The 25115-nt window shown below is 44.9% G+C and carries 22 protein-coding genes; 6 read left to right on the forward strand and 16 right to left on the reverse strand.

Going from position 1 to position 25115, the window contains the following annotated elements; translation table 11 throughout:
• From VL525_RS09545 to VL525_RS09560, 4 genes are all read right to left on the reverse strand, one after another.
• Positions 1-3363, reverse strand: a complete 3363-nt coding sequence (locus VL525_RS09545; RefSeq protein ID WP_325385812.1) for a methylmalonyl-CoA mutase family protein — start codon at positions 3361-3363, stop codon at positions 1-3.
• Positions 3364-3542: 179 nt separating this feature from the next.
• Positions 3543-3806, reverse strand: a complete 264-nt coding sequence (locus VL525_RS09550) for a hypothetical protein (RefSeq protein WP_325385814.1) — start codon at positions 3804-3806, stop codon at positions 3543-3545.
• A 209-nt stretch (positions 3807-4015) separates the two neighbouring features.
• Positions 4016-4180 (reverse strand): hypothetical protein, encoded by a 165-nt coding sequence (locus VL525_RS09555; protein ID WP_325385816.1) that lies wholly within the window; start codon positions 4178-4180, stop codon positions 4016-4018.
• A gap of 142 nt (positions 4181-4322) precedes the next feature.
• Complete coding sequence (locus VL525_RS09560) at positions 4323-4670, reverse strand: hypothetical protein (RefSeq protein WP_325385818.1); 348 nt, start codon at positions 4668-4670, stop codon at positions 4323-4325.
• A gap of 221 nt (positions 4671-4891) precedes the next feature.
• Between VL525_RS09560 and VL525_RS09565 the strand changes: the two genes are divergently transcribed.
• On the forward strand, positions 4892-5833 hold the full coding sequence (locus VL525_RS09565) for a TIGR01212 family radical SAM protein (protein WP_325385820.1): 942 nt from the start codon (positions 4892-4894) through the stop codon (positions 5831-5833).
• 12 nt (positions 5834-5845) lie between these two features.
• On the opposite strand, the gene VL525_RS09570 is transcribed toward VL525_RS09565, so the two are convergent.
• The 3 genes from VL525_RS09570 to VL525_RS09580 all read right to left on the reverse strand — a co-directional run bounded on the left by VL525_RS09570 (position 5846) and on the right by VL525_RS09580 (position 6918).
• Positions 5846-6052 carry a hypothetical protein gene (locus tag VL525_RS09570; protein ID WP_325385822.1) on the reverse strand — a complete coding sequence of 69 codons (207 nt, stop codon included), beginning with the start codon at positions 6050-6052 and terminating at the stop codon, positions 5846-5848.
• 67 nt (positions 6053-6119) lie between these two features.
• The gene (locus VL525_RS09575; protein ID WP_325385824.1) at positions 6120-6533 is read right to left on the reverse strand and encodes a hypothetical protein; all 414 of its coding nucleotides are present in this window, start codon (positions 6531-6533) and stop codon (positions 6120-6122) included.
• A 67-nt stretch (positions 6534-6600) separates the two neighbouring features.
• Positions 6601-6918, reverse strand: a complete 318-nt coding sequence (locus tag VL525_RS09580) for a hypothetical protein (RefSeq protein WP_325385826.1) — start codon at positions 6916-6918, stop codon at positions 6601-6603.
• 127 nt (positions 6919-7045) lie between these two features.
• Between VL525_RS09580 and VL525_RS09585 the strand changes: the two genes are divergently transcribed.
• From VL525_RS09585 to VL525_RS09600, 4 genes are read left to right on the forward strand one after another with little or no spacing between them, the layout of a single operon-like run.
• On the forward strand, positions 7046-8251 hold the full coding sequence (locus VL525_RS09585) for an acyltransferase (RefSeq protein WP_325385828.1): 1206 nt from the start codon (positions 7046-7048) through the stop codon (positions 8249-8251).
• Between the two features lie 8 nt (positions 8252-8259).
• Complete coding sequence (locus tag VL525_RS09590; RefSeq protein WP_325385830.1) at positions 8260-9591, forward strand: acetylxylan esterase; 1332 nt, start codon at positions 8260-8262, stop codon at positions 9589-9591.
• A 7-nt stretch (positions 9592-9598) separates the two neighbouring features.
• Positions 9599-10444: a hypothetical protein gene (locus VL525_RS09595; RefSeq protein WP_325385832.1), complete on the forward strand. Its 846-nt coding sequence runs from the start codon at positions 9599-9601 to the stop codon at positions 10442-10444.
• A 1-nt stretch (position 10445) separates the two neighbouring features.
• Complete coding sequence (locus tag VL525_RS09600; protein ID WP_325385834.1) at positions 10446-12509, forward strand: tetratricopeptide repeat protein; 2064 nt, start codon at positions 10446-10448, stop codon at positions 12507-12509.
• A 38-nt stretch (positions 12510-12547) separates the two neighbouring features.
• Here VL525_RS09600 and VL525_RS09605 read toward each other — a convergent pair whose 3' ends face one another.
• The 6 genes from VL525_RS09605 to ettA form a co-directional block, all read right to left on the reverse strand.
• Positions 12548-13015 carry an SRPBCC family protein gene (locus VL525_RS09605; RefSeq protein WP_325385836.1) on the reverse strand — a complete coding sequence of 156 codons (468 nt, stop codon included), beginning with the start codon at positions 13013-13015 and terminating at the stop codon, positions 12548-12550.
• 38 nt (positions 13016-13053) lie between these two features.
• The gene (locus tag VL525_RS09610; RefSeq protein WP_325385838.1) at positions 13054-13887 is read right to left on the reverse strand and encodes a sulfurtransferase; all 834 of its coding nucleotides are present in this window, start codon (positions 13885-13887) and stop codon (positions 13054-13056) included.
• Positions 13888-13951: 64 nt separating this feature from the next.
• Positions 13952-14425, reverse strand: a complete 474-nt coding sequence (locus VL525_RS09615) for a ribonuclease H-like YkuK family protein (protein WP_147031371.1) — start codon at positions 14423-14425, stop codon at positions 13952-13954.
• Positions 14426-14633: 208 nt separating this feature from the next.
• Complete coding sequence (locus VL525_RS09620; protein WP_325385841.1) at positions 14634-15185, reverse strand: hypothetical protein; 552 nt, start codon at positions 15183-15185, stop codon at positions 14634-14636.
• A 15-nt stretch (positions 15186-15200) separates the two neighbouring features.
• Positions 15201-17174, reverse strand: a complete 1974-nt coding sequence (locus VL525_RS09625) for an ATP-binding protein (protein ID WP_325385843.1) — start codon at positions 17172-17174, stop codon at positions 15201-15203.
• A 49-nt stretch (positions 17175-17223) separates the two neighbouring features.
• Positions 17224-18906: an energy-dependent translational throttle protein EttA gene (gene ettA, locus VL525_RS09630; protein ID WP_325385845.1), complete on the reverse strand. Its 1683-nt coding sequence runs from the start codon at positions 18904-18906 to the stop codon at positions 17224-17226.
• Between the two features lie 706 nt (positions 18907-19612).
• On the opposite strand from ettA, the gene VL525_RS09635 reads away from it, so the two are divergent.
• Complete coding sequence (locus VL525_RS09635) at positions 19613-22150, forward strand: ATP-dependent Clp protease ATP-binding subunit (protein ID WP_325385847.1); 2538 nt, start codon at positions 19613-19615, stop codon at positions 22148-22150.
• Between the two features lie 73 nt (positions 22151-22223).
• On the opposite strand, the gene VL525_RS09640 is transcribed toward VL525_RS09635, so the two are convergent.
• Genes VL525_RS09640 through VL525_RS09650 form a run of 3 tightly spaced genes read right to left on the reverse strand, consistent with a single transcriptional unit; the run spans position 22224 to position 24962 of the window.
• The gene (locus VL525_RS09640) at positions 22224-22625 is read right to left on the reverse strand and encodes a hypothetical protein (protein ID WP_325385849.1); all 402 of its coding nucleotides are present in this window, start codon (positions 22623-22625) and stop codon (positions 22224-22226) included.
• Between the two features lie 55 nt (positions 22626-22680).
• Entirely contained in the window at positions 22681-23778 is a 1098-nt protein-coding gene (locus VL525_RS09645; RefSeq protein WP_325385851.1) for a carboxypeptidase-like regulatory domain-containing protein, read from the reverse strand.
• Positions 23779-23828: 50 nt separating this feature from the next.
• Positions 23829-24962: a carboxypeptidase-like regulatory domain-containing protein gene (locus tag VL525_RS09650; RefSeq protein WP_325385853.1), complete on the reverse strand. Its 1134-nt coding sequence runs from the start codon at positions 24960-24962 to the stop codon at positions 23829-23831.
• Positions 24963-25115: the final 153 nt, after the last annotated feature.

Genomic DNA, 25115 nt, shown 5'->3' on the forward strand with positions numbered 1-25115 from the left:
CTACATATTCCTTCTATACTGCCCCCCAACTTCGTACAGGGCATGCGATATTTGCCCTAAGGAACAATATTTACATACTTCCATCAGCGTTTCGAAAATATTTTCACCTGCTATGGCGGTTTGCTGTAAGTTTTTCAACAGGGCCGGGGCTTTATCGCCATTGCGTTCCTGGAAAGCTTTTAACGCAGCTATCTGGAATTGCTTCTCTTCTTCTGTCGCCCGTATCACTTCGGATGGCGTAATAGTGGGTGATCCTTTTTTATTCAGGAAAGTATTAACGCCCACGATAGGATATTCGCCGGTATGTTTCAGTGTTTCGTAGTAGAGCGACTCCTCCTGTATCTTACCTCGCTGGTACATAGTTTCCATGGCGCCTAATACGCCACCGCGGTCGTTGATTCGTTTGAATTCGGCTAAAACAGCATCTTCCACCAGGTCGGTTAATTCTTCAATAATGAAAGCGCCCTGCAACGGGTTCTCATTTTTAGCCAGGCCAAGTTCGCGGTTAATGATCAGTTGTATTGCCATAGCCCGCCGGACAGATTCTTCAGTCGGCGTGGTTATTGCCTCGTCGTAGGCATTGGTATGCAGCGAGTTGCAGTTATCGTAAATGGCATACAATGCCTGCAGCGTAGTGCGGATATCGTTAAAATCGATCTCCTGTGCATGCAACGAACGCCCACTGGTTTGGATATGGTATTTCAGCTTTTGCGAACGATCATTCCCCTTATACTTGTTTTTGATGGCTTTGGCCCAGATCCTCCGCGCAACGCGACCAATAACCGAATATTCGGGATCGATGCCGTTGGAGAAGAAGAAGGACAGGTTAGGGGCGAAATCATCGATATGCATCCCACGGCTCAGGTAATACTCTACATAAGTAAACCCGTTTGACAGCGTAAATGCCAGCTGCGAAATAGGGTTTGCGCCGGCCTCGGCAATATGATAGCCTGAAATGGAAACCGAATAAAAATTCCTGACCTTCTGATCGATAAAATATTGCTGGATATCGCCCATCATCCGCAAGGCAAATTCGGTGGAGAAGATGCAGGTATTCTGCGCCTGGTCCTCTTTCAGTATATCCGCTTGCACAGTTCCCCGAACGGTTGAAACCGCAAATGCTTTGATCTTTTGATAAACATCAGCCGGCAAAACCTGGTCACCGGTAAGGCCGAGAAGTGTTAACCCTAACCCTGTGTTGCCGGCGGGTAGTTTCCCATCATACCGCGGGCGTTTTAACCCCTTATCATCATAAACCTCTTTAAATTTCGCCTCTACCAAATGCTCCAGTTTGTGCTCGTGAATATACTTTTCGCATTGCTGGTCGATAGCCGCATTCATAAAATAACCCAGCAGCATTGGCGCGGGGCCGTTAATGGTCATTGATACCGAGGTGGATGGATTACACAGGTCGAAACCGGAGTACAGCTTTTTAGCATCATCCAAAGTGGCTATGCTCACCCCCGAGTTACCGATCTTGCCGTAAATATCAGGACGCGTATGCGGGTCTTCACCGTAAAGGGTTACGGAGTCGAACGCAGTGGATAGCCTGTGCGCGGGTTGCCCCAGCGACACGTAATGGAAACGCTTGTTCGTTCGCTCCGGACCGCCCTCACCGGCAAACATGCGCGTTGGGTCCTCCCCTTCGCGTTTGATAGGAAACACACCGGCCGCATAAGGAAACTCGCCCGGCACATTTTCGGTCAGCAGCCAGCGCAAAATATCTCCCCAGGCTTCGTATCGGGGCAAAGAAATTTTAGGGACCTTCAATTGTGAAAGCGAGGTATAAAACAAAGGTTGCTTGATCTCCTTATCCCGTACCTTATATATAAAATTCTCAGCTTTATATTGTTTTACCGTTTCCGGCCATTCTTTCAAAAGCCGTTTGCAATCGGGATGAAGGTGGTTCTCCAATGATCTATAAATTTCCTCCAACCCCTCCTTAACACCCTCTCCTTTGGAGAGGGCCGGGGTGAGGCTGATCGCACCCTGCACCTGGAACATCTGCTGCGCTATCCCGCACTGCTCATCCACCCATTCGTTATACGCCTTGCTGCTTTCAACTATCTCCGCCAGGTACCGGTTACGGTCGGGCGGAATAATAAATATCTTTTCCGATTCGCCCCAATGCAGGGCCGCAACGTCATATTTCTTCCCGATAAAATCAACACCCGTTTTCGCCTTGATAGTTTTCATCAACGCCTCAAACAGGTTGTTCATACCCGGATCGTTAAATTGCGAAGCCATGGTGCCGAAAATAGGCAGGTCTTCGTCTTTGGCAGTGAACAACTGGTGATTGCGCTTATATTGCTTGCGTACATCACGGATGGCATCCAATGCGCCGCGCTTGTCGAACTTGTTTAATGCCACCACGTCCGCAAAGTCCAGCATATCTATCTTCTCCAGCTGCGTTGCCGCACCAAATTCAGGCGTCATTACGTAAAGCGATACATCGCAATAATCGGTGATCATCGTATCCGACTGGCCGATGCCCGAAGTTTCCACAATGATCAGGTCATACCCCGCCGCTTTGCAGATATCTATAGATTCCTGCACATATTTCGACAAAGCCAAATTAGCCTGTCGCGTTGCCAGCGAGCGCATATATACCCGCGGACTATTAATCGAATTCATCCGGATACGGTCGCCTAATAATGCACCGCCAGTTTTCCGTTTGGAAGGATCGACAGAAATAATGGCCAGCGTTTTATCCGTCTCCATTAAAAACCTGCGCACAAACTCATCCACTAAGGATGACTTCCCTGCACCGCCCGTACCTGTAATGCCTAAAACGGGAATAATCCCCCTCTCCCTTGGAGAGGGGTTAGGGGTGAGGCCTTTCTCCGCCAGTGTTATCAGCGACGCTATCGCTTTCGGATCTTTTTCCGGCAAATGCTTCAACTCGCCGTTCAGTTTAACAACCGTAGCAAAGTCGCATTGCTGCAGCATATCATTGATCATGCCCTGCAAACCCATCGTACGCCCGTCATCAGGCGAATAAATGCGTGCGATGCCATAGTCCTGCAGTTCTTTTATCTCTTGCGGCAATATCACGCCGCCGCCACCGCCGAATATCTTGATGTGCCCGGCCCCGCGTTCGCGCAGCAGGTCATACATGTATTTAAAGTATTCGATATGCCCGCCTTGGTAGGATGTAAGCGCAATGCCCTGTACATCTTCCTGTATGGCACAGTTCACCACCTCGTCCACCGACCGGTTATGCCCCAGGTGTATCACCTCGGCGCCGCTCGATTGCAAAATGCGGCGCATAATATTAATGGTCGCATCGTGCCCGTCAAACAGCGATGCTGCGGTAACAAAGCGTATTTTATTTTTAGCGTGGTATGGCGCGAGGGTTTCCATTGGCGGTATTTCTACAGCAAAGCTAACTAAAATGTTGCAAAGCTATGCATGCATAATAACCGGGGCGAAACGGCTGGCATATCCTGTATAATCTCCTCAATCCACTAATCGTGTCATAAAAAACGGGAACCAGGCATTACGCCCGGCCCCCGCTCCGGAAATCTGCGAGAGATTTTTCTTTATTCCTTCTTTTTGGCGGTTTTCTTTTCTACGGTCGTTTTTACCGTGGTTTTGCTTACGGTATCCTTTTTTGCGGTGTCGGTACCCATCTTCATGCTATCGTTTGATGTAGAATCGGGCGTCATGGCCGAATCCATTTTCATAGTCGATGCCGAATCAACCGAAGTCGAATCTGAAGTGCTGGCCGAACTATTCCCCTTGCATGCCGCCATGCTTAGCGATAACGCTAAAGCAACTAACGGCAGCTTTACATAATTTTTCATATTGCTGTATTTTAACGTGTTATAAAATGGATAAACCCTGTCGAGGTGAAATTGTTTGAAAATATAACGGCCATCTTAAAAGCACTACTCCCCTGGAAAGGGGTTGACGTGAGGCCACAAAAAACGGGATCTGTTCATTAAATTACAGGTCCCGTTTTCGGAAATGTTTATCCGGATGGTTTGCAGCATCCCTGCTGTATCAGGCCACCTTACCGGTGACTTTTTGAAGTGTTGCCGCTTTGCTGGTTGCTGTTGTTGCCCATGTTGCGGTTTTCTTTGTTACGATCGTTCCCCGTTTTGGAAGGGCTCGTTGCCATTTTCCTGTCGTTCTCATTTTCGCGGTTGTTAGTGCCGCTTTGCTTTGTGGTAGGCATAACTAAAGAATTTTATTGGTTAAACATTTTTGTTAATTAACTAAATAACCATCAAAAAACAGACTGGTTTCGCCCTTTTTGATGGTTATACCTAAACGCCTGATTGATAATTTATTAATTTTTAATTAAATTATCTGTCCGGTTAAAGCGTAGCCCCCGGCGGCAATTTGGCTATGTCGGTAGTATTGGGCAGCTTAAATACCCTTACATCCGCCACTTCAGTTACCAGCAACAGGAAGTCCTTTTTTTGTTGTTTATCGTTGATGGGTTTATTATTGATAACAGTTTGGACCGCTGCCAGGGCAGAATCGTAAGCCTGGCTGACGGTTTGGCTCGCCGTATGGTCGTATTCGGCAAACGGCAGGTCTTTCCAAATGCCGCAGTAGCTGATGGAACGGTAAAATTGCGCATCGCGCATTTCCTGGTGAAGTAATTCGTAATCGTTGTGGTCGGGGTTAACCAATTCAACCCTTGTTGTGAATGAGGCCATTGTTTTTTTTAATTTAGGTTAAATAATGTCCCAAAGGTGAGCTAAATCAAAGCGCCCCGCAACCGGTCTTTTAACGGAATTTTTAACGTACTTCCCGTAAGTAAAACTACCTGTGTATCAGTTTGTTTTGCAAGTAAAATGCGTTTGCCGCCCAAAAAGCCTATCTTTGTCACCATTCACCGGTGTAATCAAAAAATAATCGGTGGAATCAAGAAATATCGGTGGAATCACTCTTACAACAAGGCATAAAAGGATACAATAACTATGGTGCGTGGCTGCGCGAAAAATATAACGGGCAGCGCGTGTTCAAAGTTATTGTGGATGGCGGCTTTACCTGCCCCAACCGCGACGGCTCAAAAGGCTATGGAGGCTGTACTTATTGTAATGTAGATTCATTTACACCGAGCGTATCGAGGCAAGAACCTAACTTGCGCGAACAGGTGATCAAAGGCATGGAGCGCGCGGTTAAAGGCAACAGGGCCGATAAATTTATCATCTACTTTCAGCCCAATACCAATACCTACGCGCCGGCGCATTATTTGAAGATGTTATATGACGAAGCGCTGAGCATCAATACAGAAAATATTGTCGGTCTGTCTGTAGGTACACGGCCTGATTGTATCGATGCGGAAAAGATTGCCCTGCTGGAAAGCTATACCGACCGTTTTGATGTCGACCTGGAAATGGGGATGGAGTCGATATATGACGACACTTTATTACAGATAAACCGCGGGTGCCTGCACGGCGACCTGGTGAATGCACTTAACCTGGTTAAAAACAGTCCGCTTGATATTTGCGTGCATACCATTTTTGGCTTCCCCTGGGAAACTAAGGAAATGATGCTGAAATACGCCGATGAGATCAATCGCTTCCCGCAAATAAAATTTGTAAAATTCCACCACCTGCATATTGTGGAAGGTTCCGTAATGGGCGTTAAATACAAGCGCGATCCCTTCAAGTTGTTCACTCTGCCCGAATATGCGGATTTCCTTTGCGAACTGCTACCCCTCGTTCGCCCGGACGTAGTGATACAGCGCCTGTTTGGTTTATCGGATATGGAACTGCTGATAGCACCCAACTGGGGCCTCAAAAAATCGGAGATACAGCATTATATAGATAAGACCATTGAAGAAAGGGGTGTGGTGCAGGGTTCGGCGTGTTGAGTGCCAGGTAATTCAAAGATCCTCCCAGTTTATCACGCCATCCAACAGCTCGGCACCCTTATCCGTTAACTCAAAATTACCGTCGTCAGACCTGACGATCAGTCCTTTGCCGAGCGCGAAATCCACCCGCTCTCCAATAGTGAAACGGCCTTCTTTCGGGCCGACGAAGCCGGTTGCTTTAATGCTTTCGAGCATTAGAAGGATGATATTTTTGTCCATTAATCAGGGGTGTCTTTTTTGCCGCCAATTTTAAAAATAAAAACTGGATTTTTTTTGTAATCAATTTTTACTGGATCCGCGTGTATAACAGGACAAACTGGTTCTTCCCTTTGATAGTGCTCATTTCTATCTTTGCACCGTTTTGGGTATCTATCCACGTATTGTCCGTTGTTTTTTTGTATATGCCTGTGAGCGCCGCCTGCATGGTTTGTACGGATTTTTGCAGCACCTGGTTAGACGGGGATGAAAATACCTGTTTCAATTTATAGCAATTGCTCTTCCTGTAATAGCAACTCTCAATTATCCCACTGCTCAGTTTATAAACATCGCAGGTGTCGCTTTGAGAAACGGTGGTAATTGCCGGAGATGATTTTTTCACCGCTGCCCTGATCTCAGCTTTCGATTTCCTGAAAAAAGACTGTTGGGCCTTTGAGCAGAATGGTATGATCAATATGGCCGCAGCCAGCAATAGTTTTCTCATAATATTAAGGTGTGGCCGAAGGTAAGAATAAAAAATACTGGTTTTTATTTAGCCGGGCAAAAGGCCATTAAAACATTTTTACGGTGTATTCAAAAGCCTCGTTGTTGTTGCGCAGAAGCATAAAGCCGTCATTATCATTATCCTTCAATACCAGGTCGCCAATTTTCGCGGTAGTTTCAAATTTGGGGGAGTCATAAAGCGGAACCGGCATTATTTTATAATCGGTTCCATCAACCCGCAGCATTACATAGTCGCGGTAGTGGTAAAAAGTGTCTATTTTGCCGCTGATGCGGGCGTCATGAAATTCCTTATATTTTACCGCCCGCAACGAAAATAACACCATACACAAAGCGATCATCACAATAAAATAAAATGGCTTTCTCATCCTTAAACGGGCGTTAAACATCGTTACCATGCCATCTTTTTACGATAATTTTTTTATTATTGTTTAATTTACCGGAATAAAACCCGGTGCCACTAAACGGCGTAAACAGCGATAAAATAATTTAGTCTTGTCACGACGAGAGCAGCAGAATTACATCCCCGCGCTTACAGGTGTGCGTGCTTTGGCAGCCTACCTGGTATTCATTTCGCATTACGAATATACTTTCGACCAGGGTTTTCCGCATTTTATCCAACGCTTTTTTCTTGAGTTCCACATTGGCGTTACTATCTTTTTTGTGCTGTCGGGCTTTTTGATCGCTTTCAGGTATTACGATAATTTCCATCTCACCCGGGAGTGGTTCAAGCAATACCTCAAAAATCGTGTAGCCCGCATTTATCCTATGTATTTCCTGATAACGGCCGGCGCTTTTATCGTTTATTACTTTACCCGCGACCCATCCGTTGTCAATGGTTTCCCCAGCGCCGTCGGGTTGTTTTTTATGCACATAACCTTTGTACGGGGTTTTTTTCACCAGCTTAATTTTACCGGGGTTGCCCAGGGCTGGTCGCTCACAGTCGAGGAGTGTTTCTATTTTTCGGCGCCTATTGCATTTTTTATCCTGCACCGCTACCGCAAATATTTTTTGCAGATACTGGCCCTCACAGGCTTCGGCTTCCTGATGGTACTCATATTTCGCAATGTAAACTGGTACGGGTTCTTCGGTAATTTTACCTTCATGATGCTTTATACATTTTTCGGGCGCTGTTTCGAATTTTTTGCCGGCATCAAGCTGGCGCTAATGATACGGCAAAAAGGATTCCATCGCACCAATAAAATAAAGTTTACATACATAGGCTTTTTCCTCATATTTTTCTGTGTATGGTTGATGTCGCTGCTGCCAATACCTAAAGGCTGGTCAGCTGGGCTGCACAACCCGCTGGGCATCATCATCAATAATTACCTGCTGGCTATCTCGATAGCAACATTCTTTTATGGCCTCATTACCGAAACTACGTTGATGAAAAAGGTGCTGGCCAATCCCTTTACCGAGCTGTTGGGTAAAAGCTCCTATATATTTTACCTCATCCACCTGGGCTACCTGTATGTGTTCATTTATAATGGCATCAACTGGCTGAACGATCGTACGTTCGATCTTTACGACAAGTGGAGCGTCGACTGGCATTCGCCGTTCCAGTACGATAATGTGAATATTTTGTATGCTTTCGTGTTATTGAACGTGGTATCCATATTTTTATTTAAATTTATTGAGGAACCTTTAAACCATTTTATACGTAAATCGGATTTCCTGGTAAAAGCCAAACCAAAACAATAAACCTGTGTATGTTTGATAAGTTAAATTACAGCATAGTGAAAAACTCATTCCGGGCATTAAGCCTCGTCATCGGGTTGTTTTTTTTGTGCTTGGAGCATGCAGCGGCACAGCGCGAAAAAGAAGACGGCGAAGTAGTCACCGAAGTGGTGGCGCATGATGCTAACGCCATTTTTAGCGGGTCGGCAGATTTTACTTTTTCGGTTAAAAACTCACTAAACACCGACCAGGAAGGCACAGTAGGGTACCTGGTAACCACAGAGAAAGGCGACAAGGTACTCGATAAGACCATAAAAGTAAAGATCGACCGAAACTCGAACGAAAGCTATGATTTTCATCTGCCCGAATTGAGATCAGGGTTTTATAAGATCAACTTCATGATCAATACGTCCGATTATGACGATACCACGCGCAAGGCATTCGGTATAAAGCCACAGGAGATACGCTCGCAATACACCCGCCCGGCCGACTTTAACCAGTTTTGGGATAACGCGAAAGCCGAGCTGGCCAAAGTGAAGCCGGATTTTAAAGTAACAGCCCTGCCTAAACAAAATACTGACAACCGCGAAGTGTTCCTGATCGAAATGAAATCGCTGGATAATTACACCATTCGTGGTTACCTTACCGTTCCCAAAACAAGAAATAAGAGCCGCAAATTTGCGGTGCTGCTGGGTTTGCCGGGTTACCAGGTAAGCCTGGACCCGATGCTGGGTTTGGATAACGACCTGGCGATAATCACCCTCAATGTGCGCGGACAGGGCAATAGTCGTGATGAAATAGATACCCGGCGCGACGAGTATATTACTTATCGTATCGAGGACAAGAATAAATATGTGATGCGCGGTGTGATAATGGACTGCGTGCGCTGTATCGACTTTATTTATTCGCAAAAAAATCTCGAACACGATAATATCCTGGTATCGGGCGGTAGTATGGGTGGTTACCTGGCGCTGGCCGTAGCCGGCGTTGATAAACGAGTAAACCTTTGTTCGGCCCAAAACCCTATCCTGTGCGATATACGGAGGCTGGTAGGCGAGGTTGACTGGCCCGTAAGCAGCTTTAGAAAGTACGTGGCAACGCAGCCCGGGCTAAGCCTGGACAAAGTGCTGGGCAACATGGATTATTACGACGCAAAAAACTTTGCACAAAATATCACCTGCCCCACCCTGATGGGCATCGGTTTACTCGATCCGTTTGCGCCGCCAAATAACGAATATTCAGCCTTTAATGTGCTGCAGGGTAAAAGGCGTATCATGGTATTTAAAAACCTGGCGCACGAGATAAACGAGAAATATAAGGAACTGGAGGGCCGCTGGATGCGCGATACCTTTGCACTTTTTTAAGCATGAAATGACCTATATCAAAACACATATAAAACATTTACTTGCGGCGATGGTGCTTTTATCGGCTGTGCAGTACACCTGCTTTGCCGATGGTTTCCCGGTGCGGCCCAAACGGCTGCTCCTTTCGCCTTCGGTAAGTTATTTCATCGCAACAAAAGGCTGGGACTCGCTGCGGGTGAAAAGGCCCTTCCCCGATAATGGTAAGTTCACCTCACTCACCTATTCCCTGTATGCAGAATATGGCATCAGCAGGCGGTGGTCGGTAGTGGCAACGTTGCCTTACGTCACCAACACGTATACGCAGACCAAGTACAGCAACACATCGCGCGGGTTAACCGACCTGGAAACGGGTATCAGGTATTACCTGGCCAATATCAATTACATTTATTACTTCATGCTCCAGGGCACGGTCATTACCCCTTTATATAAAAACCCGGGTTTGGGTTACGGCCTTACCGGCGCCGAATTGAAATTATCCTTTGCCGGCAGCGGGCACCTGTTTGGCAATAGTTATTACTTCACTATCGAAGATGGCGTGCGCCAGTACTTCGGCAGCCAGGGCCCCATACAAAATCGTTATAGCGCCACCTTTGGGCTGACTTTAGATAAAAAATTCGAAAATCAAATTTCGGTTGCATTGGGCGGGTTCTACTCTGTCAGCGATCTGAAAAACTTTAACGTGAACCCGGCGCTGGATAAAAACTTTGCCTTTAACCAGGTGACGTTAAGCTACGGGCACTCATTTAGCCATGAATTTTCAATATTTGTCAGCGGGGGAACGTTCATCAACGGGCGTAATACCGGGGCAGGCTCAAGTGCATCCATCGCCCTGATATTAAAACCATTCAGATAAGATGCAGCAGAAAACCCGGCACAATAAAACATTTTTAAATGCAGCATTATTACTGCTGCTGATGCTGCCTTTTTTCTGTTTTGCGCAAACTGCCGACAGCTTTCTGCAAAGCGGTAACCAGAAAGCCAACAACAGAGATTACCAGGGGGCTATTGCTGATTTTACACGGGCGATAGAGATCAATCCTAATCTGTCAAAAGCATACTTTTACCGGGCGAATGCGTATGGAAATATTAAAGATGATGAGTCGGCCATAAAGGATTACACTAAAACTATCGAGCTCGACCCGAAGAATACTAACGCTTATTTTTACCGGGCCGATTCCTACAACAGCATTAAAGATTACAAAAAGGCAATAGCCGATTTCGACAAGGCTATTTCCATGAATTCGCATAATGCGGATATGTACCATTACCGCGCTAATGCCAAATCGAACCTGGAGGATTATGCCGGAGCCATTGCCGATTTTACGGCGGCAATAAAGCTGGCACCGAACAACCCCGAACTATATGAATATCGTGGTGTTACCAAAAGCAACCTGAACGATTTTAAAGGAGCTATTGCCGACTACAATATTGCGGTGCGGATGGACCCGCGCAATTCCGACCTCATCTATTACCGGGGGAATGCTAAAGGAAGCCTGGGTGATAATAAAGGCGCCATAGCCGACTATACCGCTGCCCTCGCTCTTAACCCCAACAATGCCGAGGCTGTTTTTTATCGCGGTAACAGCGAAAGTAATTTGGGCGATTATAAAGCTGCCATTGCCGATTACAAACGGGCCATCGAACTAAAGCCGAAAATACGGAATGGCTATAAATACCTCGCTACGGCCCTTGGTAAAAGCAAAGACGAAAAGGGCGCGCTGGAATACTTCGGCGATCAGATCAGGCGGGACAGCACCAATGCTGAACTTTACATGTATGATGGCATCGTTCGCAGTAACCTCGACGATAAAAAGGGTGCGCTGGCGGATTTTGACAAATCGATAAAACTTGACCCGAACAGTACCGATGCCTTTCAAAACCGGTCGGACGCGCGCACTGGGAGTAAACTGTATGCCGCTGCAAAGGAGGATGCTGAAGAGTCCATTAAACTGGATGGAAATAATAGCTACGGCTATATTTCCCTTGGCCGGGCAAAGGTAGGGCTGAAGGATACTACAGGCGCTCTTGCCGATCTGAACACCGCTATCCGCATTGCACCGCGAAATGATTATGCCTACGCTATTCGCGGCGATATTGAATTGATACAGGACAAATATGACATCGCCCTGAAAGACTACGACAAGGCGATAGAATTAGGGCCGGGTACGGCCGATTATTACCTGAAACGCATTGGCGCCCGTATAAAAACCGGCGACCGTAAAGGTGTGGTGCAGGATTACGAAAAGATAATCAGCATAACAACCGACAACGAAGGGTTGTATAAAAGGCTTGGCAAAACATTGATCGATGCGCGTTTTTACACCGAGGGTTTCGCGGTTTATAATGCATTGGTAAAAGACTACCCTAAGAACGCCCATTATTACCTGGGTCGCGGTATTGCCCGGCAGGGTTTAAATAATACTACCGAAGCCATTGCGGATTATGATATAGCCATCCAACTCGATCCCAAACTGACGGATGCTTACGACAACCGCGGAAACGCAAAACTAAGCCGGAATGATATTGACGGTGCGTTGAAAGATATTAACAAAGCCATTTCGATAAAAGAGGACGACGACCAGGCCTATTTTTACCGCGCCAATATCCGCATCCTGCAAAAAAATTACCAGGGTGCGGTGGACGATTATAACAGCTGTCTTTACATCAGCCTGGATAATATTAAAGTGTACCGCTACCGCGGCTTTGCGGAAAGCTTTTTGCCCGACGGCACTGAGCGCATGAAAGCTGATTTTGATGAAGCGCTGCGGCTCGAACCCAACAACGAAGAAACCTTTTACCTGCGTGGCCTCGCCAAGATCAACCAAAAAGATCAGACCTCCTGCGCCGATTTCAGCAAAGCAGCACAATTAGGCTCGAAAGACGGGCAGGCGGCGTTGAAGAAATATTGCGGGAGGTAGCAAAAAGTCACTCCTTGCCATAACGACTGGATATATTTTTATTTACATCCAAACATTTCCCCAATCACCTTCTCCCGGTAAGCAAATATTTCATTAACCTGTTTGGCAACGATAAGACTGTTCGCCATTCGGCCGATGAAGCCATAAGGGATGGCATAATTTAAAATATCGGTCATTAACACCCCGCCTTTTACTTCCTTAAAATGATGTTGGTGATGCCACAGCGCAAACGGGCCGAAACGCTGCTCATCGATAAAATACTGATTTTCTTTTACCTGGGTTATCTCGGTCATCCAGTTCAATTTGATGCCGAAAAGAGGGGAGACCTTATAGGTAATGATCATGCCAGCATAAACTTTATCAGTCGGTTTAAAATCTGAGGTGACAATAAAGTTCATCTCCGGCGGAGTGATCTTCGCCAGGTTCAACGGCGAGGTAAAAAAATCCCAGGCGTTATCAATAGTTGTCGGGAGTAAAGTTTCGAATCGGAGCGGGTATGTTTTCACACCGTGACTAACGTAAAATAATGGCCGGTGGTTTTGGCTTATTCACCTTTGGCTATCGGCATATCCCGTCTCGACCATTCGCTCCATGATCCCACATACATTTTCGGCCCGGTGATACCCGCATATTCCATGCCCAGCAGGGTATGACAAGCCGTAACACCCGACCCGCAATGTACCACCACATTTTCCGGGTCGACATTGGCCAATAGCTTTTCGTACGAACTTTTCAGTTCCCCCGGCGAAAAGTATTTTCCAAAAGTATCCAGGTTAAGTACGTAGGGCATGTTTACTGCGCCCGGAATATGCCCGGCCACAAGGTCTATCGGTTCGCTTTCGCCCTGGTAACGGTAAGCTTCGCGCACATCTATCACCATTTTATTGGCTGCTGCGGCAGCTTCTTCTACTTGCTTTATATCCACTGTACCATCATAACCGGCTGGCACAGGATAGTCAGCAACCGGTTCAGCTATATATGGATTGGTACTTAGCGTTACACCTGCATCAATAGCAGCTTTCAGTCCGCCATTTAATACCTGTACCTTATCGTGGCCAATGGCTCTCAGCATCCACCATAACCTGGCGCCTCCAAATGCAGCGGCTTTATCATCATAAACAACCACATGGCTTTCGGGTGTTATGCCCCATTTGCCTAAAGTTTTGGCAAAATCGTTTATTGCGGGCAAAGGGTGGCGACCGCCGTAGGCGGGGTCTTCGGGTTTAACGGCCAGGTCGCGGTCAAGGTCAGCAAATTGCGCGCCTTCCAGGTGGCCGTTAAGGTAGCGTTGGTAAGCATCCGCTCCGGCGCGGGCATCAATCAGTATAACTTTACCTGCTATGGATTGCAGTTCATCGAGTTCAATTATTGGCGACATAAGTTGCGTTTATATCGTCAAAGATATAAATGAACGGCCAAATAATTGCGTTTGGCAGGTAGGTTTATTGCACTATTTTATTGGCGCAATACGAGCTGGCAAAGGCTTCGGGCTTAGCTTTGAAAACAAATCCCATGCTCAGGATGTAGCCCATAGCTTCGTGCAAAGCCTGGTTCGATTTGAACATCGGGTTGGTGTTAATGTCGGCGTGTACTTCCAGGTCAACGTCGTACAGATCCAGCAGGTCGCACAGTTTGTAGGCAATATCAATAGATTTCTGCACCTCGGTAAGCATACGCTCCTTAATGCTCATCTTTTGCCCTGTCCGTTCCTGGTGGATGTACATAAAGCCGCCGCGTTTTTCGCGCAGGAAAACGATCACCGTGGCAAAATCAGTTACATTACCCTTCACCTGCGAATCGGTACCGATACAAACCTTCAGCTTGTTTCCCAGTAAACTCTCTCTTTCGATGGCTTTTTCTACTTCTTCGAGGATGGGCGAATGAATGATCTCGCCGCTAAATTTTCTCCAGGTCATAAAATTTTTTTAGGTTAATTTTAACTGACCTGATTTTCAGGTCTATAAAAATAAGCGATAAGCTTCCATATAAACGTTAAGGGGGTATGATTTATTTGTTAACACTCTGACGATTATCAACAGGTTATTTTTCGATAGTAATGATATTAATCTGCTGAAATGCCTTTATTAAAATAATTTGTAAAGGCACAAGCGACGGATTGTGAATCTAATCCTTCCCTTTGAAATTAAACATATACGCCAGTTTCAGCGAAACGATAGGGACAGTGCCCGGGCTATGCTCGATATAAACGATATCCGTATTTAACGAAAACTCAAACGAACTGTGGCGGTCGGCTTTCAAACTGTACCCGGCCCCTGCCGATCCGCCGATACCGCCGGCGGAAATATCGCCGCTGCCTGCGCCTATAAACAGCATGCTGCCCAGCCTTGCGAAAAGATTATTTTTGAAAAAATATTTCCCGGACAGGCCGGCGTATATCAGCCCGATATTGTCAATGTGCCGGGTAGCATAATTATCAGGCCCATCATAAATGGCGCGACCGCTCCCTTTCATATTCTCCAGGCCAATAGCCGGCACCAGCGCCCACTTATCACTCAAAGCGATACTGCCCTGGATATCACTTCCTCCGCCAATGCTATAGTCGTTATTAGAAAAAGGCTTGTTCACATAGATGGCAAATCCAATGCCGCTGCGTGCCTGGCTGAAGGCTGTGGTGCTGAATAAGGTAAACACAGTTAGCACAAGAAAATATCGCATATAAATTCGTTAACTCTAAGTACAAAGCTCCTTTAATAACTCAATTGATTCCATGGGTACAAGAGGATAGCTTTTAGCCATTATCGTAGTAAGCTCGTTTTGAAGCAGGCCTTCGGAAGTATATTTTGATTTTAATGCCGGAAAAGTTTCTTTTATTTTTTCTTCCAAATCGTGTCCCCTAATAGTCTTAAACCATCCAGGTACTGACACTTTTTTGTCATTATAATATACGATTTCTACGGACTGACTTGATTTTAATGCCGGAAACTTCGTTTGAATTTTTTCTACAAACCAGTTCCAAACATTTTGCAATCTTTCGTTATTTTCGTTAGCCAAATGATACTGATTATAAGTTGTATCAAAGGCCAATTCTGCCTTTATGCCATGATCTATCTTAGTTTCTAAAAACAATATCGCCAAGTAGATAGGGTCACAGACATAATTTTCTATAGAATAGCGCATGGATTCGCCGTGAACCAAAACTTCAGCCGATTTAGTGTTTTTTCCATCCCAATCAATTATTCCAAAAGCCCTACTTACACCTCCTTCTCTAAGTTTTCCAACCGTATTTACGACCCAATCAGAGTTACTTCTGCCCATTTCATTTGAAATGAAATATAATTTATAGTTTAGTTTTTCTTCTGAATTTAGTTTATTAAAAAGAGTTTGAAAATATTTTACATCTGTTGGACTTTCCAAAAGCACTTGTTTATGATTTTTGTAGTCTATGCTTAATGTTGGAATATTGCCGGTTAAAACCCCTAAGGCGTAGTCCTTTATTACTTTGCTTAAGGAAGAATTAGGGGTATTCGACATTTCATATATACAATCATCAGGTGCCAAAGCAACGGTTGTAGCTGAGTGAGTAGTCATGATAACTTTAATACCCAGACGCTTGACGAAAGACTCAAATAAAACGTCAATTAATAATTTTGACATTGTGGGATGCAAGTGCACGTCAGGCTCATCTAAAACAATTAGTTCTGGAAATTTTAAGTCTTTGTCGTAATAATCTACAGTAAAAAGTTTTAGCAATAAACCAATGATTATTTGCTCTCCACTTGATAAAGCATTATATGACAATGGAATATTTGTATCATTTTTAATAAAATGAACTTCAAGGTTCAATTCCTCATTGTATTTTTTTAAGTTAGGCGCTAATATTTTGAAGTCTACATTATGATCTTCTAATATCTTATTCATCACTACCCATGGCTCTGGGTACAATTCTTGAAATTCAGAGTCTTCTACCGAATTGTTGTCCTCGCCAAATCTTTGTTTGTTAAAATTTAAAAATGCATTATTATGAAAGCGTCTGATGTAATTCAAGAAAATTAGCTCAATTTCAGAACGGAATAGGTCAGAAGAATCAATAAATTTCTCATTTAATCCAGAATCAAAAAAATCAGCCTTATCTATTTCATTGACTGGCTTATTTTTTTGATTTTTTATAATCGACACTACTTCAAAAAGATCAACATCAGAGCGCATAGTTTTTTGCAAACTTTTCAGTTTGACTTCTTCTGGCACATCGTGATGAGTAAGCCCTTTTTCGTTATACAAATCAGCAATATTAAGTCCCATCTCCTCCAATTGATTTTTAAAGTTGTCTACATCGGTAAGAAGAAAATCCTTCAAATTAATATGTTTGTCGAGAAGAACAGCAAATAATTTTTTTAGATCCGATTGGAGTCCGATAAATTGAGTAGAATAGTGATCGATTTTCTTTTTTATATCTAAGGAGGTAGCTAGTCCAGCTACATTATACTTTAAATCACTTTTTTGAATTCTATGTATGGGAGGGTTGAAAAATAATTTGAAATCCCTATCAAATTGGGAATTATGAACAGACTGAAATGAATCCGTTATGCACTCAACTAATTGACTTTTACCACTGCCGTTTTTACCAGTAATCACAACAAAATCTGTAAGTTCATCGCTTTCGAACTCTTTTAGAGATTTAAACTTTCCGTCAAACTTGATCTTCATTGTTAAGATTATTATTATTTAGATTCATTCGCACATCTGCACATCAAAATCACTCCACCAGCTTCTTATATTTCAACCGGTGCGGCGTAATATCGCCTAAACGTTTCTTGCGGTTCTCCTCGTAAGCGGTATAGTCGCCTTCAAAGAAATAAACCTGCGAGTTGCCTTCAAAAGCCAGGATATGTGTACAAACGCGGTCCAGGAACCAGCGGTCGTGACTGATGATAACCGCGCAGCCGCCGAAATTTTCCAGGGCTTCTTCCAGCGAACGCAGTGTGTTCACGTCGATATCGTTGGTCGGTTCGTCCAAAAGCAGCACATTTGAGCCTTTGGTGAGCGTAATAGCCAGGTGCACCCGGTTGCGTTCGCCGCCCGAGAGGATCCCCACCTTCTTTTGCTGATCGGCACCGTTAAAGTTGAATTTGGAGACGTAAGCACGGGAGTTGAGCGCCTTATGGCCCACCATAATATTATCCAGCCCGCCGGTGACGTTTTCCCAAACGGATTTATCAGGATCAAGGTCGTCGTGCATCTGGTCAACATAGCCTAAAGCCACGGTCTCGCCCACGCGGAAGGTACCGGCGTCCGGCTTTTCCTGCCCGGTTATCAGGCGGAACAAGGTGGTTTTACCGGCGCCATTCGGCCCGATGATACCCACTATGCCCGCCGGTGGCAGCGAAAAGCTCAGGTTTTCAAACAAAACCTTATCGCCGTAAGCTTTGGTCACATTGTTGGCTTCTATCACCACGTTACCTAAGCGCGGGCCCGGCGGAATGAACAGTTCCAATTTATCTTCGCGCTCCTTCGTTTCCTCGGATGCCAGCTTTTCATAGTTGGATAAACGGGCCTTACCCTTGGCCTGCCGCGCTTTTGGCGCCATGCGCACCCATTCCAGTTCGCGTTCCAAAGTTTTCTGGCGTTTGCTCTCGGTCTTTTCTTCCTGTGCCAGGCGTTTTGCTTTCTGATCGAGCCAGGAGGAATAGTTGCCCTTCCATGGAATGCCTTCGCCGCGGTCCAATTCCAATATCCAGCCTGCCACATTGTCCAGGAAATAACGGTCGTGCGTAACGGCAATTACAGTTCCTTTATATTGTTTCAAATGCTGCTCCAGCCAGTCGATGGACTCCGCGTCCAAGTGGTTGGTAGGCTCATCCAGTAAAAGTACATCCGGTTCCTGTAAAAGCAGGCGGCACATGGCCACGCGGCGGCGCTCACCGCCCGACAGTACCGATATTTTTGTGTCTGGTTCGGGACAACGCAACGCATCCATTGCACGCTCCAGTTTGGTGTCCAGTTCCCAGGCGTTCACGGCATCTATTTTATCCTGTAATTCGCCCTGGCGCGCCATCAGTTTATCCATGGCGTCCGGGTCACTGTAAACTTCTTCCAGCCCGAATTTTTCGTTAATATCTTCATATTCCTTCAATATGGCAGTTATTTCTGCCACACCTTCTTCCACCACTTCTTTAACGGTTTTATTAGGATCGAGTGCAGGTTCCTGCTCCAGCATCCCCACCGTAAACCCCGGCGAAAAAACCACTTCGCCCTGGAAGGACTTATCCAATCCGGCAATGATCTTCAGCAGCGACGATTTACCCGAGCCGTTAAGACCGATAACGCCGATTTTGGCCCCATAGAAAAAGGACAGGTATATATTTTTTAAAACTTGTTTCTGCGGAGGGTATATTTTACTCACTCCGGCCATTGAGAAAATTATTTTTTCGTCAGCCATGTGCTTAATTACTGATTTGTTGAATTATAGAATTATTGATTGGGGTGGATGCAAATATAACTTTTAGTCCGGAAGTCCGCATAAGTCCGGAAGTCCGAAAGAATGGAAACAGCATATAAATTTTGCTTACTCAATCAGCTTTCGGACTTGCGCGGACTTCCCGACTTCCGGACTCCAAACTGTAACATTCCCGTCCCTAATTCCGTCATAGATAATGTAAGGATTACACACTATAAGAAACCATATTTAACTGGCCTGTAACAGCTAAAAAAATCAACTAAAAGTTTTGTGGAAATCTTGATAACTATTTCCGATATTTCCAATCATTTTTAATTGATTTGCGTATAAAAGAAGGTACAATCTATTTACGTTCTTTTAATAATGCCGTAATGTCATACGCTAATGACGAAATTACCTGTTATAACAGCTAAATTGGGCTGGGTATCGCAATCAGGGTTAAACTATTGCGTTTAGAGAAGGTCAAACAAGTAAATCTTCAGCCATTTACTTAAAGTTGTGGGTTTTTATAGGATTTTGTTCATTATATTCTTTGTATAAAGTTGAACTTTTATAGATTGCACATCATATCAATGTCTGTTTTTTGAGGTGTAAAAAAGTTGGCAGTATTGTTGCAGACCACTATAAATACGCCGCCTGGAAAACTAAATGATATACAGAGACGTACATAATTTTTGAAAGGTATTATATGGAAGCTAAATTTTCGCCACGGGTTAAGGATGTGATACAGTATAGCAGGGAAGAGGCGTTGCGTCTCGGCCATGACTATATTGGTACCGAACATCTTTTGCTTGGGCTTATCCGCGACGGCGACGGTATAGCGATCAAACTGTTAAAAGGTTTGAGCGTTGACACCACTAAATTGCGCCGCGCAATCGAAGATGCTGTGAAGGGAACGATAGGAACGAACGTGAACATCGGCAGCATTCCGCTAACCAAACAAGCGGAGAAAGTTCTCAAGATTACTTACCTTGAAGCTAAAATATTTAAAAGCGATGTCATCGGCACAGAGCACCTGTTGCTCTCCATCCTGCGTGACGAAGATAACATCGCCTCACAGATATTATTGCAGTTTAATGTTAACTACGAAATTTTCAAAGGGGAAGTAGAAACGCACAAGAACGATGTGACCGATGAAATGCCGGGTTCACCTACAGGCGGCGAGGATGATTTTAAAGAAGAAGACTCGTTCAACCAGCCTAAAAAGGTATCTGACATCAAATCAAAAACCCCTGTGCTGGATAATTTCGGCCGCGACCTGACCAAAGCTGCGGAAGATGGCCGTCTTGATCCGATAGTTGGCCGGGAGAAAGAGATCGAAAGGGTATCGCAGATCCTGTCGCGCCGTAAAAAGAATAACCCTATTTTAATAGGCGAACCGGGTGTGGGTAAATCGGCCATCGCCGAAGGGCTGGCATTGCGCATCGTGCAGCGTAAAGTATCGCGCGTGTTGTTCAATAAACGTGTGGTAACGCTCGACCTGGCTTCATTGGTTGCAGGTACCAAATACCGCGGCCAGTTTGAAGAGCGCATGAAGGCTGTGATGAACGAACTAGAGAAATCACCTGACGTAATTTTATTTATCGACGAAATTCATACCATTGTTGGCGCAGGCGGCGCATCAGGCTCGCTTGATGCTTCGAATATGTTTAAACCGGCCCTGGCACGCGGAGAGATCCAATGCATTGGCGCGACAACGTTAGACGAGTACCGCCAGTATATTGAAAAGGATGGCGCTTTGGACCGCCGTTTCCAAAAGGTAATGGTTGAGCCGGCTACACCTGATGAAACTATCGAGATACTGACCCGCATTAAGGATAAATACGAAGAACACCACGGTGTAACTTATACCCCTGAAGCGATCAATGCCTGCGTGGCTTTAACTGCCAGGTACATTACCGACCGGTTTTTGCCGGATAAAGCTATCGATGCGCTGGACGAATCAGGCTCGCGCGTGCACCTGACTAATATCCACGTTCCGCAGAACATTTTGGATGTTGAAGCCAAGATCGAGCAAATCAAAATTGAAAAGAACAAGGTTGTACGCAGCCAGAAATATGAAGAAGCAGCCAAACTGCGCGATACTGAAAAGCATTTGCTGGAGGAACTGGAGCAGGCCAAAGCTGTATGGGAAGCGGAAACCAAATCAAAACGTTACACCGTAACCGAAGATAATGTTGCCGAAGTGGTGGCGATGATGACGGGCATACCTGTGCAAAGGGTAGGCCAGGCCGACAGCACGAAGTTGCTGAACATGGCGGAAACTATTTCGACCAAGATCATCGGGCAGGAAGAAGCGATCAAAAAGCTGACCCGTGCCATACAACGCACCCGGGCCGGTTTGAAAGATCCAAAAAAACCCATTGGTTCGTTTATATTCCTCGGCCCTACGGGTGTTGGTAAAACCGAACTGGCTAAGGAGCTGGCAAGGTTCATGTTTGACACCGAGGATGCCCTGATACAGATAGATATGAGCGAATACATGGAAAAATTCGCTGTGTCGCGTTTGGTAGGTGCGCCTCCGGGCTATGTGGGATACGAAGAAGGCGGGCAGCTTACCGAAAAGGTTCGCCGTAAACCTTATGCAGTTATCCTGCTGGACGAGATAGAAAAAGCCCACCCGGATGTGTTCAACATCCTGTTACAGGTATTGGATGAAGGTCAGTTAACTGATTCATTGGGCCGCAAGGTTGATTTCAGGAATACGATCATTATCATGACCTCGAATATCGGCGCACGCCAGTTGAAAGACTTTGGACAAGGCGTTGGTTTCACCACCTCTGCTAAAACCAACCAGGCTGATGCACATTCAAGGGGTGTGATCGAAAATGCATTGAAACGCGCTTTCGCTCCCGAGTTCCTGAACCGTATTGACGATGTGATCGTGTTCAACTCATTGGGTAAGGACGAAATATTCAAGATCATCGATATCGAGCTTTCGCACCTGTTTGGCAGGGTGAATACGCTGGGCTATAAGATCACTTTGACCGATAACGCCAAAGAGTTCATTGCCGATAAAGGTTTTGACTCACAATTCGGCGCGCGTCCGCTGAAAAGGGCTATCCAGAAATACCTGGAAGACCCAATTGCAGAGGAAATACTGAAAGGTGAACTGGCCGAAGGCGATACCATGGAAGTTGACTATGATAAGGAAACCGACCAGGTAAAAGTAGCTGCCAAACACAGCGGCGAAAACAAAAAGCCAAAAGAAGAAGAGCAGGAATAACAAACTCTCTGAAATAAATGAAGCCCCGTTTGGATGACAAACGGGGCTTTTTGTTTTTTAATAAGGGACTTTCTTACTTTATTCTCTGGTACATTACCATCGGCGTATCGTATGCATCTATCCAAAAACTAAGCTTGTTGTTTTGAATATCAAAAAACTGCCTCATATCATCGGTATTGCCGTCGAAAATGATCCTGTTCTTTAGCTGTCCGTACATAAAAGAAGTATCTTTTTTAACAGTATATGCGCCTGACCTAACCAGCTTGTTTTTATTATAAAATGAATAATTTGTTCCGGTAAAAATCATTAGGGTGTCGTTGCCGGGTTTGTGATCAACGATGGCCGACCAGCCGCCGCCGTCCTTGCGTAACTCCCATGTGCCCGTAAGAGAATCGGAAACCGGAATATCCTTCTTGCAGCCAAAAAATCCAAAAGCAAGCGCTATTGATAAAAGGAAAGGTAAAATACGTTTCATATCTGGTTGTTTATAAAGATAATACGCGTCAGCTGGGGTTAACGCTACAGATAAATTATTTTTTCAACTCAGGTTCAAAATCGACAGGGAGAAGGTCTGCAATACTACTTTTACCCCATTCGCCTTCGAAAGTAATGCTGGACGGATCGGTAAATATGCCGTTGTTGTCGAATACCGCGTAAGGCTTGTTAAATATGATATTGGTTGTCGCCCAGCCAATACCATTGGGATTTTTCCCATCATCGGGTACGGGGCTGCCGCCATTGTACATTACATACAGACAATTGTCAAACGCAAGTGCGAACAGATCCTTTTGGTCGGTTCGTTTAGCATAATCCGCCGGGATAAGCGGCTTGGTAACCAGGCCGTCGATATATCGGTTGCCAAAACCTTTATATTCAGGGTTCGGTTTGCGGATAAGCCGGAGCACCTTGAAACCGTGTTCAGCCACTTCTCCGGCTATCAGCAAGCGTAAAAATTCCATGCTTGATCCTTTATATGCCTTCAGGCGATTTTTCTCCCATTTTCTCTCCTGCGATGGTTTTTTGCCCTTCATTTTTTCGAAGGATGCCGTCCCCGCGTAATAACGCATGCCCTGGTGATAATCCTTACTAAATGTGTCCAGTTTGTATTTTACACGATAGCCCAATGCTTTATTGTCGATAACAACAAAATCAAGCGAACTGGCCGTCAAAACAAAATTTATCTTATCATAATGGATGATCAATGTTTCCGGGTTGACTATTTTACACTCCTTTGCAAAATCAGAAGTGCCTAAAAATTCGGCCCTGAATGCTTCATAGTTGCGTTCCCAATCGGGGTCGGGTCGTATGCTTACTTCTTTTAGAAGATTTACTTTTTCAGCGATCACGATCACGGGGAGGTCTATATTATTATTAACCAGCAAAACCTTGTGGTAAGAATTGTAACCAACCATTGAAACTACCAGTTCATATTGCCCGCCGCGCACATTATCCAGCGTGAAATTACCATCAGCCGTCGAGGATGTTCCTACAGATGCATTGGCTAAATAAATCGTAGCACCCGGTATGGGCTTTTTATCAGCTGAATCCAATACGCGGCCCGTGATCTTGTATTGAGCAAGCGCAGATAAAGACAGGAAAAGAAAAGCACAGGTTATCCACTTATGCATAAGCAAATATAACTAAGATAATAGTTAAAATAACCAAGCGAAGGCGGTTTTCAATTTTGTGGTAATTCATAATCTATTGGCAGTGAATCGGCAATGCGGTTATTGCTCCACGAGCCTTCGATAAAAACACTTTCGGGATTCAGGATATGCCCGTTCAGATCGAATAAGGTATAATCGGTCTTAAATGTGATCACACTTTCCCTGTAAACATTGTCCTTATTGTATATAATATAAAGAGCAAAGGGATAGGTGAGCGCAAATATTCCCTTTTGATCCGTCTTTTTAAGAATATTACTGAGCTTTAGCGGCTTTTCGATCAGTTTATGCAGTGTGGTGGTTTGGTGCGATACCTGCCGCCAATACGCCAGCATTTGTTGTTCGGGTAAGCCCTGTGCTATCAGCAATTTGTATTGTTTTATCCGTTCGCGGGCTATACTGTCCGCTGCGGGGTCTGAAATAGTACTGCGTAAAAGTTTATAAGCGGTAAAACCCTCCTCTGTCATTTGGTTAGCTATCAGCGACCGTAAAAAATGCATCATCGATCCTTTGTAGGCTTTTACCCTGTTCAGGTCCCATTTTTTCTGTCGCGAGGCGTTGCCATCCATTTGCTCAAATGCCGCCACGCCGTCATAGTATAAGGATTGACTTTCCTCGTCGCTGATGAAATTTTCCAAAAGATACTTTAATTTATAACCTAGCGCTTTGTTCTGTATCTCCAGGAAATCATCCGATGCGGCTGTCAGTACATCTTTGTCATCATCGTACCTGATGTTTAATACATGCGGGTTTAGAATAGAGCACGACTTTGCATTTTCCGTCGCACCAAGAAACCTGGCGGCAAACATTTTATAATATTTTTTATTAAAATTTTTACCGCGAACTATCCTTACCTCGTGTAGTTGCACCGCCCTTAAGCTTATGCTGATATCGCCAAGTTCAACGTTGTCGTGTACATTAACAGATTGCTTATATTTGCCAAAACCCACTGCCGAGACCACTAAGCCATACTGTCCGTTGCGTACGTTCTCTAAAGTAAAACGCCCATCAACTGTTGTCGCTGCAATAACAAGAGCATCGGCAAGGAAAACCGTGGCGCCTGGTACAGGCTTTTTACTTGCCGAATCCACTACGCGGCCGGTTATTTTATATTGCGCATGAACCAGGGCCGGAAGGAGAAATAGCAAAAAGAAAAAAGATTTGCGCATTAGCAAAGCTGAGGACAGGTTCAGTCGCATAAAAGTAAAAATACAGACAGGAATGTTTTTTATGGTAATAAGACCATTCAAATGCCGTTAAGTTTAAAAGTCGAAATAATTTAGTTTTATCGTTAAACCTTT

The sequence above is a fragment of the Mucilaginibacter sp. genome (genome assembly GCF_035492695.1).
Lineage (GTDB): Bacteria > Bacteroidota > Bacteroidia > Sphingobacteriales > Sphingobacteriaceae > Mucilaginibacter.